Source organism: Flavobacterium segetis (genome assembly GCF_900129575.1).
Lineage (GTDB): Bacteria > Bacteroidota > Bacteroidia > Flavobacteriales > Flavobacteriaceae > Flavobacterium > Flavobacterium segetis.
Genome location: NZ_FQWE01000001.1, coordinates 1 through 15,979, shown reverse-complemented (window position 1 = coordinate 15,979; position 15,979 = coordinate 1). Strand labels below are relative to the sequence as shown.

General features: G+C 31.8%; 13 protein-coding genes and 3 tRNA genes. 7 read left to right on the top strand and 9 right to left on the bottom strand.

Translation table 11 applies throughout. The features are described 5' to 3' along the window. Nucleotides 1–20: 20 nt before the first annotated feature. Together BUA99_RS00080 and BUA99_RS00075 are read right to left on the bottom strand one after the other, a co-directional pair. Nucleotides 21–923, bottom strand: a complete 903-nt coding sequence (locus tag BUA99_RS00080) for a FecR family protein (protein ID WP_072986601.1) — start codon at nucleotides 921–923, stop codon at nucleotides 21–23. A 61-nt stretch (nucleotides 924–984) separates the two neighbouring features. Next, entirely contained in the window at nucleotides 985–1,509 is a 525-nt protein-coding gene (locus tag BUA99_RS00075; RefSeq protein WP_072986598.1) for an RNA polymerase sigma factor, read from the bottom strand. A gap of 260 nt (nucleotides 1,510–1,769) precedes the next feature. Between BUA99_RS00075 and BUA99_RS00070 the strand changes: the two genes are divergently transcribed. The 3 genes from BUA99_RS00070 (at nucleotide 1,770) to BUA99_RS00060 (ending at nucleotide 4,287) form a co-directional block, all read left to right on the top strand. Further along, entirely contained in the window at nucleotides 1,770–2,813 is a 1,044-nt protein-coding gene (locus BUA99_RS00070; RefSeq protein ID WP_072986595.1) for a hypothetical protein, read from the top strand. Between the two features lie 82 nt (nucleotides 2,814–2,895). Continuing rightward, nucleotides 2,896–3,672 carry a membrane metalloprotease gene (locus tag BUA99_RS00065; RefSeq protein ID WP_072986592.1) on the top strand — a complete coding sequence of 259 codons (777 nt, stop codon included), beginning with the start codon at nucleotides 2,896–2,898 and terminating at the stop codon, nucleotides 3,670–3,672. 33 nt (nucleotides 3,673–3,705) lie between these two features. Beyond that, nucleotides 3,706–4,287 (top strand): porin family protein, encoded by a 582-nt coding sequence (locus BUA99_RS00060; protein WP_072986591.1) that lies wholly within the window; start codon nucleotides 3,706–3,708, stop codon nucleotides 4,285–4,287. Nucleotides 4,288–4,830: 543 nt separating this feature from the next. On the opposite strand, the gene BUA99_RS00055 is transcribed toward BUA99_RS00060, so the two are convergent. Further along, nucleotides 4,831–5,718: an IS3 family transposase gene (locus BUA99_RS00055; RefSeq protein ID WP_143151694.1), complete on the bottom strand. Its 888-nt coding sequence runs from the start codon at nucleotides 5,716–5,718 to the stop codon at nucleotides 4,831–4,833. An 8-nt stretch (nucleotides 5,719–5,726) separates the two neighbouring features. After that, nucleotides 5,727–6,038, bottom strand: coding sequence for a transposase (locus BUA99_RS00050; protein ID WP_072986588.1), 312 nt, complete (start codon nucleotides 6,036–6,038; stop codon nucleotides 5,727–5,729). Between the two features lie 150 nt (nucleotides 6,039–6,188). Between BUA99_RS00050 and BUA99_RS00045 the strand changes: the two genes are divergently transcribed. Then, nucleotides 6,189–7,676 (top strand): aminotransferase class V-fold PLP-dependent enzyme, encoded by a 1,488-nt coding sequence (locus BUA99_RS00045; protein ID WP_072986585.1) that lies wholly within the window; start codon nucleotides 6,189–6,191, stop codon nucleotides 7,674–7,676. A gap of 291 nt (nucleotides 7,677–7,967) precedes the next feature. Here the strand turns inward: BUA99_RS00045 and BUA99_RS00040 are convergent, their stop codons facing one another. Both BUA99_RS00040 and BUA99_RS00035 read right to left on the bottom strand, forming a co-directional pair. Further along, nucleotides 7,968–8,729, bottom strand: a complete 762-nt coding sequence (locus tag BUA99_RS00040) for a C40 family peptidase (RefSeq protein ID WP_072986583.1) — start codon at nucleotides 8,727–8,729, stop codon at nucleotides 7,968–7,970. 68 nt (nucleotides 8,730–8,797) lie between these two features. Then, nucleotides 8,798–9,976 (bottom strand): acetyl-CoA C-acyltransferase, encoded by a 1,179-nt coding sequence (locus tag BUA99_RS00035; protein WP_072986579.1) that lies wholly within the window; start codon nucleotides 9,974–9,976, stop codon nucleotides 8,798–8,800. Between the two features lie 228 nt (nucleotides 9,977–10,204). Between BUA99_RS00035 and BUA99_RS00030 the strand changes: the two genes are divergently transcribed. The 3 genes from BUA99_RS00030 to BUA99_RS00020 all read left to right on the top strand — a co-directional run bounded on the left by BUA99_RS00030 (nucleotide 10,205) and on the right by BUA99_RS00020 (nucleotide 10,474). After that, a tRNA-Ser gene (locus BUA99_RS00030) sits at nucleotides 10,205–10,288 on the top strand. Nucleotides 10,289–10,306: 18 nt separating this feature from the next. Continuing rightward, nucleotides 10,307–10,381 (top strand) — tRNA-Pro (locus BUA99_RS00025). Nucleotides 10,382–10,400: 19 nt separating this feature from the next. Next, nucleotides 10,401–10,474: transfer RNA gene (locus BUA99_RS00020), tRNA-Arg, on the top strand. Nucleotides 10,475–11,607: 1,133 nt separating this feature from the next. Here the strand turns inward: BUA99_RS00020 and BUA99_RS00015 are convergent. The 3 genes from BUA99_RS00015 to BUA99_RS00005 form a co-directional block, all read right to left on the bottom strand. Further along, nucleotides 11,608–13,545 carry an OmpA family protein gene (locus tag BUA99_RS00015; protein ID WP_072987669.1) on the bottom strand — a complete coding sequence of 646 codons (1,938 nt, stop codon included), beginning with the start codon at nucleotides 13,543–13,545 and terminating at the stop codon, nucleotides 11,608–11,610. A 10-nt stretch (nucleotides 13,546–13,555) separates the two neighbouring features. Beyond that, a complete protein-coding gene (locus BUA99_RS00010; protein ID WP_072986577.1) occupies nucleotides 13,556–14,473 on the bottom strand; it encodes a PorP/SprF family type IX secretion system membrane protein in 918 nt (305 codons plus the stop codon). 141 nt (nucleotides 14,474–14,614) lie between these two features. Then, the coding region (locus tag BUA99_RS00005) for a DUF7507 domain-containing protein (RefSeq protein WP_143151693.1) at nucleotides 14,615–15,979 on the bottom strand (1,365 nt) is incomplete at its 5' end.

The following is a 15,979-nucleotide window of genomic DNA, read 5'->3' as shown; positions in this document are numbered from 1 at the left end:
GCAGCAAAAAAAAAAGCCATTTAATTAGCACCATAATTGTAAAATATAATGGTTTTACCTTCAATTTTATAGCTTAATTGAAGCGGAATTGTAACTGCTTGAAGCGCTATTTCTTTATTAGTATGCGTAAAGCTGCCGGTAAATAGTTTTGAAGTATCAACGCCATCAACTTTAATTTTTAGATCATATTGTCTTTCTAATTCTGCAATAACCTGATCTAATGGAATTTTAATAAAACTCGATTCTTGTAAAATCCATGAAGGGTTTTTAGAATAAAAATCTTCAACATTTTCAACTTTTTTATTGATAACTCGGAGGATCTTCCCGGGAGGTAGTTTAGTCGTTTTATTATTGTGCGTAACACTCACTAAACCTTCATAGCAATGCACTTCGAAATAGTTTTTTCGTGCCTTTACATTAAACTGCGTTCCTAATACGGTAACGATGCCATCCGTTGTTTTTACACTGAAAGTTTGCCCTTTCTTTACTTTAAAAAAAGCTTCACCCTCTAAGGTTAAACTTCTTTTTTTAGCCCACTTTTTTTCGTCGAAACTGATTTTTGATTCTGCATTCAAAACTACTTCAGAATTGTCTGGAAGTGTAAATGTCTTTCTTTGTGCTATTTGAGTTTCAATAGAGGTATTAATGTTATAAAAGAAAAAATAGCCAGAAGTTAGTGCTAGTACTAAAACTGCCGCAACGCTATAGAATGTTTTAAAGTTTAAGGTTCTTACTTTTGGTTTCTTTTTAAATTGTAATTTTTCCAATGCAGCTTGCGAATCTACTTTTGGAACTTCTAATTGTGACGCGTAGTGAGCAATCTTTTCAAGTGTCTGTAAATCTTCAGATTGTTTTAAATCCTCCATTTCTTTACTTGAAAGGTCATTGTTCAACCATTTTAATATCTGTTTTTCCTTTTTCATTATATATCTCTATGTTTATAAGACAACTAACTTTAAAGTTACCCTACAGCTAAATGATTAATTATATATTTTCGATTTGTGCTTTTAAAATTTGTAGCGCAGCGGACATTCTTTTTTCTACAGTTTTTTGCGAAACACCCAGTAAATCAGCTATTTCTCTATACTTTTTACCGTCTATTCGATTTAATAAAAAAACTTCGCGTTGCGTTTCGCTTAAAGATGCAATGGCTCTAGTAAGCTTTTGTTTAAATTCCTCTTCCTCTAATATATATTCGGGACTTTGATTATTGGTATCTAAATTAGGAGCATCTTGAGCATCTTGAGCATATTGAAACACAACCTTTTGATGCTTTATTGTATTTAGGAATAAATTAGTAATGCTTGTAAATAAATAGGTTTTGGCTTTGTTAAAGTCAATTTTAGAACAATTTTCCCAAATTTTAGTAAAGGCATCTTGTACTAGATCTAATGCAGCCTCACTATCACCACATTTGTAGTAAGCAAAATTACTTGCGGATTGCACGTGCTTTAGGTAAAAGTCTCTAAAGTACTTTTCATCACAAAGTGTAGTTTCATTGTTGGTCATGGATTGTTATTTCATCTTTTAGTAGATTGTAAATGTAAATTAATTTTTTAAAACGTAATTCGGATATTTAATAATGCTTTTTTTTTGAAATATAATTAAAATTTAAAAAACCTGATAATGAGTGATTTATGGTTGTGTTCTAAAATTTAATTATTTTTTTAATTTATTTTGTAGGGTAAAAGTAAAGACAGTTGTCTTACTTACAGAACGGCGTTATAGAGATCGTCAATAAGTAAAAAATTATCTTAAATTTGAAAATTATGAAAAAGTTAAAAACAGTTACCGGATTTGCATTAATAGCGATCTTAGGTTTTTCTTCGTGTCAAAATGAATTGGATGATGTACAAGGAGAAAATCCAAATACAAATTCAGCTAATTCAACTACAACTAATAATCTAAAACGAACTTCAATGTATGATGGTTCATTTGATGATTTCTTAGATGGAGCTTCTTGTTCATCTATTCTGTTACCCGTTTCTGCTAAAGTAAATGGAGTTCAAATTTCTATTTTTAGTCAATTAGATTACCAGCAAGTGCTTTCTATTTTTGGACAGTCAAATAGCGATCAAGACACCGCTGTCTTACAATTTCCTTTTAAAGTGAAATTAAGTAATTACACGGAAGCTACTGTTACAAATCAGACTGAGTATAACACTATTGTAAATGCTTGTTCATCTGCCCAAGCTAGTGGTCAAGATGCTATTTCTTCTGTAAATATTAGTTTCCCAATTACGATATTAACGTATGACCTGAACATGCAACAAACTGGACGTGTTGCAATAACATCTGAGCAGCAATTATTTATTTATATGTCTAATGTAAGTAGTTCAGAACTTTATTCAGTGAAGTACCCTATATCAGCGACGATTGCCGATGGCTCAAAAATGATTATTTACAGCGATGCTGAATTACAAGCTACTATTAATGCCTCTTTAAAAACCGAAGCGACAAAGAAAGAAGCAGCGCAAAATTCAAAAAAAATAGAAACAATTTTAGTAAATGGAAAGTTTAAAGTTGATTCGTTCGTAAACGCTGGTGCGAACTCCGCGAGTAATTATAAAGATTTTACAATCGATTTTGCAAGTAACTTGTCAGTTACCGCAGTTAATTTGTTAAGCACCACTGTAAATGGTACATACGCCGTGAGTTCAGAATTAAGTGTTTTTCTAAAACTGAATTTTTCTGGTAATGGTACGTTTAATTTATTAAATAATACATGGAACGTAACCAGCTTTACTAACTCAACGATTACTTTACAAAGTTCAACTAATGCAGCTGTAACGTTAGTACTAAAACAAATATAGATCGACTTTGTTATTTATAGAGAAAAGCTACTTGCTATGAAGTAGCTTTTCTTTATAAATAATCTTAAAAATTATAAAAATAATGAAAAAATTAATTTTAGTTCTTGCAAGTGGCTTGTTACTTTTAGTTGTGTCTTGCTCCAAAGCGGATAATCCCCTAGAAAATACAATTAGTGTAAACCCTAACACTAATAAGCAATTAACAGGAAGTTCTGCAAACGATCTCCTATCTGATAAAAAGTTTAAGAGGATGGTTGTTGAAGTGGTTTACGTTGCTGGCTTTGAACCTAGTTCTCAAACGATTACTAATTTTGTTGAATTTTTAAACGCACGAACATTCAAGCCGGGCGGAATCAATATTATTAAGCGTTCTATACCTTCAACGGGTAATTCATCCTACACAAATGAGGAGATTATTAATCTTGAAAATGATAATAGAACACGTTATAACACTCCTGATGAAATTGCAATTTGGGCGTTTTTTGCAGACGGGAATTCCGATAAAGACTCAGATAAATCTATAGTTCTTGGAACGGCGTATAGAAATACTTCCTTTGTTATTTTTGAAAAAACAATACATGGTTTAAGTGATAGCCCATTTGAGCCCAACAGAAGTTTACTAGAAACAACAGTGTTAACGCATGAGTTTGGACATTTGCTAGGATTAACAAATCTAGGCACTAATTTACAAAGCGATCATGAGGATGCAGCCCACCCCAAACATTGTATTAATAAAACCTGTTTAATGTATTGGTCATCAGAAATAGGAGGAGGAATTGGAAACATGGTTTCTTCAGGTTCAGCACCGAAATTGGATAGTCAATGTATTACTGATCTTCGAGCTAATGGGGGAAGATAAATGTAATATTAAACCAGTATTAAAAGAAAAAATATGAAAACAAAGCATATAATAACAGCATTATTTCTAGGCACATTAGTGTCAATAAATGCTCAAGTTCAAGGAATTTCCAAATCAAATGTTGGAGTGAAAGTAGGCTATAATTTAGCTGCGGTTAGTTATAATGGAGCTGGAGAAACAGGCCAAAGACATGGTTTTCATGTAGGATTATATAGTGAGTCATTTATTAGCGAAAGTTTTTCTATCCAGCCAGAAATACAATATTCTCAACAAGGATATAAGATAACAAATAGTAGCGGTACTTTTACTCAAAAGCTAGATTACATAAACGTACCGATACTGATCAAAGCCTATCCCTCTAAAAATTTATTTTTTGAAGTAGGACCTCAAATTGGTTTAGCAATTTCTCATAAAGAAGAATATAGCGGTATTTTTAATAACTCAAAATCGTATAATCCTAATAATTTTGATTGGGGATTAAATTTTGGAGGAGGATTAAAAACTAATGCTGGTATCAGTTTAGGAGTTCGCTATCATTTAGGTTTGGGAGATGTATATGATAAAGAGAAAGCGCAGAATCGCGTACTACAATTCTCGATTGGTTTTGATTTCTAAATCGAAATACTAATTTAAAAAATATTTGTTTTAGAGCCTGAACTTTCGCAAGTATTTACTTACTATTCTGCTTGCGTTAAGTTTATGTCGACATCTCTAATAAATTAAATATTCTTATTGTTTAGTGAAACACTATATTTTTTTAATAAAAAAAGCAAAATATAATTAATGTCGCAAATTAATGATAATATATTGCTTTTTGTAATGACGTAAAAATTTAGATATTTCGCTTATTATAGGTATAAAAATTGATTTTATCGAATATTAGATGCCTTTTGTAAAATTAAATAAACGATTAAACGTACTGATATCATTATATGTAAGAAGTATCTAAATTAAGAAAAAGCCAATGCTCAAGCACAATAATTATAGCTCAGATAAAGTAGAGTGCCGGTAGGTACATTAGTAATCAATTAAAAAAATAATTCTTTTAAACTTTTTTTGAAAGCATTATTTTGAAACTTCTTATTATTGATTCGTTTTACATCCTTAGTGTTTTGACCCCTATAAAACAAGAGTATTATTCTAAATTTCGATTATTAATTATGCGGTTAATTTTTTCATTAAAATTAGATATTTATCCTGGTTCCATTTTTCCATTGGAGTAATACGTCCTAATAGCCCGTGTAACCTATTATTGTTATAGAAAATCACATAACTTTTTAATATTTGTTCAATTTCTCCAAAAGTTCTATAATCAACCCTTTGGAACACTTCTTTTTTTAGGATTCCATGATAAGCTTCAATATGTGCATTTTCTTCAGGTGTGGCTACATGTGTAAATTCTTGCTGAACACCTATGATGCCTAGGTATTCACGAACACTTTTGGCAATAAACTGACTTCCATTATCACTTCTAATAACAACGCTTTCAGGATATTGATATTCTGCAAATAAGTCAGAAAGAAATGGTATTACTTTGTTCTGTTTTATTGAAAAAGAAAAGTAATCTTTTAAAATTCTACGGGTATGAACGTCTATGATTGATAGTAAATACGCATTTTTACCTACACTAGGAATCCAAACCATCTTAATATCCATTTCTATACACTGAAACGGCCTAAGAGTAATAACCTTTCTATATTTTATAAACTTACGCCCAGAACCACTCCTGTTTATCCTATTTTCGAGTTTTAATAAGCCTTCTTCTTTCATAATTCGGTAAAGCTTTTTATGATTAATCTTATATCCATCTCGATGTAAGTAAGAAGTCATTAAGCGGTATCCGCAGTCTATAAACTCATGGCTCAAAATCTCTTTAACTGATGCAATAACAGCGTCTTGACTCACCATTCCTTTGGACTTATTATAAGTAAAGACACTAGGCTTATTGCCTTTTTTGCCAAGACTTGGTCTTCGGTAATAGCTGCTTTGATTCATACCTAACATACAAATGACTTTGCTTTTACTGATTTTATGTTTGCTACAAATACTATCAACTAAATCTTTTTTGGATCGGATGTCCCAAACTTTTTTTTTAATAGTTCACGTCCAATTTCTAGTTCAATTTCTTTATTAGCTAATAATTTGCGTAGAATTCTGTTCTCTTCCTCAGCTTGCTTTAACTCTTTGCTACGATCGTCATAAGTCACTTTTAAGCCTGCTTCTCCTTGTTTCTCATGCTTCTTCTTCCAACTGTACAAACTTCCTGTACTAACACTGTATTTACGACAGGTTTCTACAACACCGAATTCTTCGCAAGAAGATAAAATTTCCAACTTCTCTTCTAAACTCCATTTCTTGTATTTCATATCTCAAATGTACTATTTGAAATTTAAAATATCACTCCGAACTTATAAGGGGCTAAAATACTTAGTTATCGCCACTTCTTCAACATTAACAAAAGTTCAAAATGGCTATTCGATTAAAATTAATATCTTTGACTACTAATTAGATATAAAATGATTACTAAAACAGCATCCACAGAATTAGAACTTTACTTTCAACAGTTTCGCAAAAATATAATAGGGATAGATCAAGAGTTTGAATCGCCTTATGGCAAAAAAAAAATTATTTATACTGATTGGACTGCAAGTGGTCGTTTATATCGTCCAATTGAAGAAAAACTAATGAATGAATTTGGTCCTTTTGTGGCTAATACGCATACTGAAACTACCATTTCTGGTACAGCGATGACTAAAGCATATCATCAAGCTCGAAAAATTATAAAAAATCATGTCAATGCAAGTTCTGACGATATTTTAATTACGGATGGAACTGGAATGACTGGAGTAGTCAATAAATTTCAAAGAATTTTAGGTTTAAAAGTTCCTGAAAATCTTAAAAGTTTTATCAACATACCTGCCGAAAAAAAACCAGTTGTTTTTATATCGCATATGGAACATCACTCCAATCAGACATCATGGCTAGAAACAATTGCTGATGTTAAGGTAATCCCTTCGGATGAGGATGGATTGTTTTGCCTTAAAAATCTGGAATTATTGTTAGATCAATACAAAGAAAGACCTTTTAAAATTGCATCGATTACTTCTTGCTCTAATGTAACTGGAATTTTTACTCCTTATCATGAGGTGGCAAAAATAATGCATCAGCATAACGGACTTTGTTTTGTAGATTTTGCTTGTTCAGGCCCTTATGTAAAAATTGATATGCATCCGGAAGAGACTGAAAGTTACTTAGATGCTATTTTCTTTTCGCCTCACAAATTTCTTGGTGGTCCGGGGACGTCTGGAATTTTAGTTTTTAATAAAAAATTATATCAAAATTTAGTTCCTGATAATCCGGGCGGTGGAACAGTAAGTTGGACAAATCCATGGGGAGAACATAAGTATATTGATAATATCGAAGATAGGGAAGATGGCGGTACTCCAGGATTCTTACAGGTGATTAAAACTGCTTTATCAGTGCAGTTAAAAGACCAGATGGGAATTGACAATATATTAAATAGAGAACATGAAATTGTAGAATACATTTTTTCTCAATTAGAATATGTTCCAAATATTAAGATTTTAGCGGCCCAACACCAAGAAAGGTTAGGAGTGATTTCGTTTTTTATTGACGATTTACATTTTAATTTAGGTGTAAAATTATTGAATGATAAATTTGGAATTCAAACACGTGGAGGATGCAGTTGCGCTGGAACTTATGGTCACTTTTTATTGCATGTGGATCAAGAAACTTCAAATAACCTAATCGACGAGATTACTCTTGGAGATTTAATTAGAAAACCGGGCTGGATTAGAATGTCTATTCATCCTACTACTACTAATGAAGAAGTTGAATTTGTGTGTGATAGCATAAAAGATTTAGCAGTAAATCATAAAGAATGGGCAAAAGATTATGATTATAACGGAATCACAAATGAATTTATCAATAAAAAAGCAAAGCCTCTTGAAGATGAGTTAGTAAAAAACTGGTTTTCTCTCTAAAATAAAAGAAATCGAAGAAATCACTTTAGTAATAATATTTTGCGAAAGTGATTTTTTATTATAAAAATCATTATTTCCACAAAAAATTTCCCAATAAATGTCTAGGTTTTCGGGGTCGATTAAAGAATAAAACATTTTTTTTAGATTAAAAAAATTAAATCTCTCAATTAGGTAATTTAAAAGTCAACTTTACACACAAGGAGGTAAAAAATATTTAGTGTTAAAAAGATACTTAGATTGTGTTCAATTTTAATAATCAATAATTTTTAATTGTATTTATTTCTCAATAGATTAAATTATTTTTTTTATAACCCGTAATTTATGAGTGTGTTTATTGGTTTCTGCATTAAAGATACCCAAATGATCTAAACGATCAATTCTAATTTTTCCACTGGCATGAATGATGTAGTTGTCATTCATTATGATCCCGACGTGAATAATATTTCCTTCATCATTATCAAAAAATGCTAAATCGCCTGCTTCACTTTCTTCAATAAAACTTAACGCTTCTCCTTGAGTGGATTGTTGTGAGGCATCACGCAATAATTTATATCCATTTAATTTGTACACCATTTGAGTAAATCCTGAGCAGTCTATACCAAAAGGAGTTTTTCCACCCCAGAGATACGGTGCATTCAAATACATAAACGCGGTATTAATCAGTTTTGACTTTTCTTTTATCCCGCTTGCTTTAGTTCCCTCAAACATAAAATTAGAAATATTTATTTCTGAATCGTCGAGAAATGACAAAGAAGAACCTAAAGAAATCGGAATTAAAATGTTGGATGGAGTGGTAATATAATCGATTAAATCGTTATTAAGAATTATTTCTTGAGATGATAATTTTAGATAACTTTCTGCTGATATAATTTGGAGCTGTTTGAAATCAATCCACCCCTCATAATCATCATAGTTCATTTTGATGTAAGTCCATTGCTTACGTTGTTCCAAGATCTCAAAATGCTCTCCAAATAAAACTTGAGAAACGATTTCACTTCTATCACTTGGCTCAAAACGCAAAGGTATCATCGCTAGATTACAAATTCCAAACATTTATAGGAAATTAGGGTTTAATAAATTTAGGTTGAAAGTGGCTAATCTTTCAACCTAAATATTATATTTTAAATTCTTTCAATCACAATTGCCGAAGCGCCACCACCACCATTACAAATAGCTGCAGCACCAATTTTGCCATTATTTTGCTCTAATACATTTAGTAAAGTAACAATGATCCTTACTCCAGAACAACCAAGAGGATGGCCTAAAGAAACAGCACCACCATTTACATTTACTTTATTATTGTCTAGATCTAAAATTTTAGTATTAGCTAATCCCACTACTGCAAACGCTTCATTGAACTCAAAGTAATCGACGTCAGAAATAGTAAGGCCTGCCTTGCTCAATGCTTTTGGTAAAGCTTTTGACGGACTTGTTGTAAACCATTTTGGTTCTTGAGCGGCATCAGCATAACCGCTAATGTATGCAAGAGGTTTTAAACCTAGAGCCATAGCTCTTTCCTCAGTCATTAAAATTACAGCAGCAGCACCATCATTAATCGTTGAAGCATTAGCGGCTGTAACTGTTCCATCTTTAGTGAAAACTGGATTTAGGGAAGGGATTTTTTCTAACTTAACATTAGTAAATTCTTCATCCTTAGTGACTATGATGGGATCACCTTTTCTTTGCGGAACAGCAACTGGAACTACTTCATTATCAAATTTACCAGTACTCCAAGCTTTTGCACTACGCTCATAAGATTGAATTGCATAGTTGTCTTGCTCTTCACGACTAAATTTATATTCGGTTGCGCATAGATCAGCACAAACTCCCATTGCACTGTTATCATACGCATCACTTAAACCATCTTTTTGCATACCATCAATCATCGTGGTGGGACCAAATTTAGTTCCGTTTCTTAAATTGAGGTAATGAGGAATCAAACTCATATTTTCCATTCCACCTGCAACTACTATTTCAGCATCGCCGCATTGTATTGCTTGTGCGCCTAGCATAACAGCTTTCATTCCTGAAGCGCAAACTTTATTTATTGTGGTACAAGCCACTGACGTATTTAATCCTGCAAATATAGCCGCTTGACGAGCAGGTGCTTGCCCTGTTCCTGCTTGAACCACATTACCCATAAATACTTCATCTATTAAATTTGGATCTAGATTAATTTTATCTAAAGCACCTTTAATTGCTGCTGCTCCTAATTTTGGTGCAGTTACTGTGGATAATCCCCCCATAAAACTTCCTATAGGTGTTCTAACGGCAGATACGATAACAACTCTTTTGTTCATAACTATGATACTGTTGGTTTATCTAGCAAATTTAATCTTTTTTAGCCAAATTCATATTTTGAGAGTTATATAATCACTTTTAAATTAAAATTGATTCTATATGTTTGATTGTGAAGTGTTTTTATATCCTTGTTAAAAAAGAATAAAAAAAAGGGCATAAATAGTTGTGTGTAACGTAAAGAAGTCCTAAGTTTGCAACCGCAAAACAAGACATGTTTCTTTGAGCTTGGAGGGGTGCCAGAGTGGTAATGGAGCAGTTTGCTAAACTGTCACCGAGCAATCGGTGCCAGGGTTCGAGTCCCTGTCCCTCCGCTTTATAATTTTGTTTTTCGGGGTGTAGCGTAGCTCGGTTATCGCGCCTGCTTTGGGAGCAGGAGGCCGCAGGTTCGAATCCTGCCACCCCGACTTTTTCTATAGGAGCAATGGAGGCATAGCTCAGCTGGATAGAGCACCTGCCTTCTAAGCAGGCGGTCGAAGGTTCGAATCCTTCTGCCTTCACTTTGAAAATCAAGCCTTTACAGAAATGTAAGGGCTTTTTTTATGTCTTAAAACGAACATCCATTAAAACTCATCATGTATTTACTTTTTTTTAAGAGAAAAAATCTTGGTTATAATAGTCCGTTTTTATCTATGTTAAAGGATTTTATAGAACAAAACGCTAGCAAGTGCATTGGCTGATCAAATTGAATTTTAGGTTAAAAGACGCAAATTCAAGTGAAATATCGAAGAGATATTAAAAGCATCAAATAATTAGTATTGTGATTTAGTATCTATTTTGGTAATCGAGTCTTACAAAACATCTAATACCTTTAATTAAAAAGCTATTAATTATATTAATTGATTTTTGTACGTTCATTTTGCGTTCTGAAATTATCATCACAATTACAAGTCATAAATTCTTCTAACGGTAAATATAGATGATTTTTAACATTCTAGAAGGCAATATTGAACTTAGAAAAAAGTAATGGTATTTTTAAATTTTTTTGATGATAGCATCCTATTATTAAAGTAGGGAAAGAGATTTAACTAGATTTTAAAAAATATTAGTATTAACAAAAAGACTTATAAATAGAATAATTAAAAATGAATTATTTATAAAAAGCGCAGTTCAAAACTTTACTAAATTTATTTTCAGCGGTCTAGAAAGTTTAAAAATGGATGTTTTTCCTTCCTTTTATAGTGAAGCATGAATTGTGAAAACGATTGTGCAAAGAAACCAATTTTTTGATGAAATGAATGAATTATTTATGGTGTTTAAAACGGTAATGCGTAATGATAGCAGTAATTGTTATTTGACAATCAAAATAATTTAAAATAATATTCTTTAAAAAATGAGTAATAATTCTTTACATCGATAATAAAGTTTAAATAGATAATTTCTAATTTATTCTCTTTCGTTTTACTATTATTTTATATAATTTTTCAAAAAAACAGTTTTTAGAAGTCACAATTATAGTGTGTTAAGTGTTATTTATTTTACTTTAATTATGGATTATACTTAATTCTAATTTAGAAAGATAGTACTGTAACTTCTACTACATGGTGACAGATAAATAAAATTATAATTACTTGCAGTAAACATAAAAGGCTGCTTATTGAAGACAGCCTTTTATATTTTTATTATAAAATAATTATAGTGCGGTTATTATGAACTCACTTCTCCTGTTTAACTGGTGTTCTTCTTCTGTGCATGGAACATTATCCGAACATTTATTTACAAGTTGAGTTTCTCCATATCCTTTACCGGTAAGTCTGTTTGCATTTATACCGTTTGTAATTAACCAATTGATCGTTGATTTTGCTCTTCTACTGGATAGAGCTTCATTATATTTAAGAGTTTGTCTACTATCGGTATGTGAACGAATGTCTAATTTCATACTTGGATTGTTCGTCAAAACATCTAGTATCTTCTCTAAATCTAATGCTGCTTCTGGTCGTATATTTGATTTATCTAAATCAAAATAAATCATTTTTATATTAAAACATTTACCTAAATCATCGCCAATAGTTACAGCACATTTACTATTTTCTAGTGTTATTGGTAAATATGTTTTACCTGCATTATCATCTATTAAAACTTTATTTTCTTTGATAGTATATTCAACTTTCTTAGCTCTTACAAAATAAGTTTTACCACACTCGATCTTAAAAGTATAAGTACCTTGATTGTCAGAAATTGTTGAACTAATTATGTTAAATTGATCATCAAATAAAGTTAAATTCGTGTTTGGCAGTCTTATACTTGTTTTGACATCAGAGATTTCACCGTACAATAATTGCTCACAAACAATTTTTCTTGTTTCTAAAAATTTATATATGTCGTCATATCCCATTCCTCCTTCTCTATTTGAAGTAAAAAATCCACGTCTCGATTTTGTATCGATATAATAGGCAAAATCGTCGTTTGATGAGTTTACTCCAGCTCCTAAATTTTGTACTTCATCGTATGAATTATCACTCTTTATTGTAGTAACAAAAACATCTAACCCTCCTAAACCAGGATGCCCTGAGGAAGCAAAGTAAAGTTCATTATCATTGTTAATGAATGGAAATGTTTCTCGCCCTTCGGTATTGATGGTTTTCCCCAGATTTTCCGGTATTCCATAAGTTCCATCTTTATTAATTTTTACTTTAAATAGATCTGATTGACCTAAAGTGCCTGGCATATCAGAAGCAAAATAGAGGGTGTTTTCATCTGGACTTAGTGCAGGATGAGCGGTACTGTAATTATCACTGTTAAACGGTAATTCAATTATATTTGTCCATTTATTATCGGTTAAGGTAGCCTTGTAAATTTTGATTAATGTAGTTTTTTTATCGTCTTTACCTTTTTTTCCATCTAAATAATTATTTCTTGTAAAGTAGATTGTTTTTCCATCTTTGGTAAAAACGGGAGTAGACTCGTTAAATTTAGAGTTAATAGTAGTGTCAAATTTTTGCGGTTTGGATGGCGTCATAGTCCCATCTAAGGTAGATGCATATAAATTTGTAAAATGTTGATTAGTCCACTTATGTATTCTTTGCCCGATACTACCAGTGTCTCTTGCTGAACTAAATATTATTTGATCCTCATAAATAGCAGTTCCGTAATCAGAATATATCGAATTTACGCCTGCATCTTCAATTGTATAACGATTAGAATTTCGTTTTATGGCATCGAGATAATTTACATCTTTCATGAATAATTTTACACGACTGTCATTTCCTAATTTTTTATTATATTGTTCTAAAAATTCATTTGCTTTTTCATTTTTCCCAATAGATCTTAGTGAGTGAGCATAGCGGAAATAATACTCTGGATCTAAGTCCTTTGTATTTAGTGCAAATAATTCTTCATACCATTTACATGCCTTGTCTAATTCAGAATTAAAGTAATAAGAATTACCTAGTTTTTGAAATAAGTCTACTGACTTGTATCCCTTTTCAGCTATCTTTTCGTAAGTTTTAATAGCGTCAATATACGCATATTGTTCGTATAATTTGTCTGCGGACTTGATTTGTGCTTTCTGAGAATATATATTTGCTGAAAAAGCAATTAAAAACAGACTTAAATTGATATATTTTTTCATACTATTAAATTTAGAAGAATCTTGGCGTCGTAATTTTGTTATTATTTTTGAAGATTTCGTATCGTAGAAATATTTCATGAGAACCAGAGTTATAATTATTTAATCTCGTAGTTTCTCTATCGTATCCGTACCCGATATACATTCCATCAGATACTTGAAATCCAACCATCGCACTCAAAGCTGCGCTCCATCTATAGGCTAGACCGACAGTGAATTTTTCACTAAACATAAAATTTCCTGAGATATCAACTTGAAGTGGCGCACCTTCAACAAATTTTGTCAAAATAGCGGGTTTAAATTTTAGTTCTGGATTTAAATCAAATACGTAACCAGCGATAAGATAATAGTTGATTTTTTCTGTCGCTATTTTATATTCGTTGTCGTCATAACGATTAGATTCAATAAAATTAGGAATGGATATTCCTACATATGCTTTGTCAGAATGCAAATAAATGCCGGATCCAATATTTGGAGTAAATTCATTATCAATATTTTGCATGCTAGGATCTAACGGAAATGCAATTTCTGGATTTAATTTACTCATGTCTAAATTGAAAATATTGGCGGTAGCTTTTATTCCAAATGATAATTTATAAGAGTTAGATATCTGAACAGAGTAAGATAAATCTGCTGATATAGTATTTTCATTCGTTGGTCCTATTCTATCATTAATAAACGAAACTCCAAGTCCTAAGTTACTATTGTTCAGTGGTGTATTTATAGATGCGGTATTTGTAACGGGAGCACCATCCAATCCAACCCATTGGGTTCTATGCATAGCAAAAACACTCATTGCACCTCTTGACCCAGCATAAGCCGGATTAATATTAATTGTGTTGTACATATACTGCGTGTATTGAGCATCTTGCTGCGCAAAACTTATAACAGTTGCCAGCATCAAAATACTTAAAAATATATTTGTTCTCATAGTAGATTTTTATTTTGGTTAAACTCTTATTTAAAAGAATAATTCTGTTAGTAGAATAATATTGATACTTTTTTTAAAGTAACTTCACTTTTATAAATTTTGCGAAACCCAATATTCCTCAAAACTGAAATTTAGTCATTTTTACTTTGTGATATATAAGTATCCATCTTTTTTATTACTTTGAAGGTTACCATTACCATCTACAGACAAATAATTTAAAATATAGAAATAGGTTCCCGCAGGTAAGCCTGAGGATTGATTTATGGTTGTTCTTCCGCGAGATAGACCTTCAAAATTATTATTTTGATTGTCATAATTTTTCGTCTCAAAAACTAAGATACCCCAACGATTATATATCTCAACAGTATTTTCAGGATAACAACTAGTGTCGCCAATATTATCAATTACAAATACGTCATTGATACCATCACCATTTGGCGAGAATGCATTGCGAACTAAAATAGAACCACAACCCAAGACAAATGATTTTTCAACAACTAAGGTATCAGAATCACTTATTTCGATTCTATCAGCGGTTAATACTTTTGCGAAAGCTGTATTGGTAACACTATTATTAACCAAATCAACTTTAGTAACAGTATAGGTCTCGTTAAATTCCTGAGATTTTCCTGGAGCTAAACTTGTAATGGTGGAACTTAAGCCTGTTAATGGATCAGTAACTACTATTTGAAATAGTGTTACATTACCAGTGTTTTTTACAGTTATATTGTAGTTAATCAAATCACCTACCAAGCTGTATCCCGTTGAGACGGAAGTTTTGACTACATCTATTTTAGGATTTTTTGTTAAAATTGTTATTGTGCAACTTGTACACTCAGGTTTAGGGATGCATGCATTGCATGGAGTTGGATCAGTAGATGTGGCTGTTACTTTGTTTTCAGAGGGTAAAGTGCCAGTTACTGTTGCTAAATTGTAAACGACACCCGCATCAATATCAGCTTGAGTAATTGAGTAAGTTCCTATAAATGCAGTTGAATTTGAACTTCCAATATTTAAAATTATAGGCGATCCAGACATTATTAATCCGGGTAATGGATCGGTAACAATAACGTTAGTTAAAGTCAAACTTCCAGTATTTGTTACAGTAAAAGAATATATTATTTTATCACCAATATTGGCTACTCCATCGTTATTACTATCTGTATAAATGCCGTCCTTGGTTATCGAGATGCTGCCTCTACTTGTAAGAGATGTTTCAGTAGGCGTATTGTTATCAACAGCTGTTCCAGAAGTATCCGTTACCTCATTTCCTTTCGGATCTTTAGCAATTACTAGCGCAGTATTGATCACTTTCCCAGCATCTACATCTGCTTGAGTAAGCGTGTAAATTCCTGTCAAGGTTGCAGATTGACCCACGTTAAGCGAAGCAATAGTGTTAGTTGTAATTACCAAACCAGTAGCAGTCATTGCATCAGTTAGTGCAACGGTAGTTAAGGTTACATTTCCAGTATTAGTTACCGTAAAGTTATAGTTAATTTTCTCACC

Bases quoted from the DNA above. Each gene is read 5' to 3' on its own strand.
- BUA99_RS00080 (WP_072986601.1), bottom strand. From the start codon at position 923: ATGAAAAAGGAAAAACAGATATTAAAATGGTTGAACAATGACCTTTCA.
- BUA99_RS00075 (WP_072986598.1), bottom strand. From the start codon at position 1,509: ATGACCAACAATGAAACTACACTTTGTGATGAAAAGTACTTTAGAGAC.
- BUA99_RS00070 (WP_072986595.1), top strand. From the start codon at position 1,770: ATGAAAAAGTTAAAAACAGTTACCGGATTTGCATTAATAGCGATCTTA.
- BUA99_RS00065 (WP_072986592.1), top strand. From the start codon at position 2,896: ATGAAAAAATTAATTTTAGTTCTTGCAAGTGGCTTGTTACTTTTAGTT.
- BUA99_RS00060 (WP_072986591.1), top strand. From the start codon at position 3,706: ATGAAAACAAAGCATATAATAACAGCATTATTTCTAGGCACATTAGTG.
- BUA99_RS00050 (WP_072986588.1), bottom strand. From the start codon at position 6,038: ATGAAATACAAGAAATGGAGTTTAGAAGAGAAGTTGGAAATTTTATCT.
- BUA99_RS00045 (WP_072986585.1), top strand. From the start codon at position 6,189: ATGATTACTAAAACAGCATCCACAGAATTAGAACTTTACTTTCAACAG.
- BUA99_RS00040 (WP_072986583.1), bottom strand. From the start codon at position 8,729: ATGTTTGGAATTTGTAATCTAGCGATGATACCTTTGCGTTTTGAGCCA.
- BUA99_RS00035 (WP_072986579.1), bottom strand. From the start codon at position 9,976: ATGAACAAAAGAGTTGTTATCGTATCTGCCGTTAGAACACCTATAGGA.
- BUA99_RS00015 (WP_072987669.1), bottom strand. From the start codon at position 13,545: ATGAAAAAATATATCAATTTAAGTCTGTTTTTAATTGCTTTTTCAGCA.
- BUA99_RS00010 (WP_072986577.1), bottom strand. From the start codon at position 14,473: ATGAGAACAAATATATTTTTAAGTATTTTGATGCTGGCAACTGTTATA.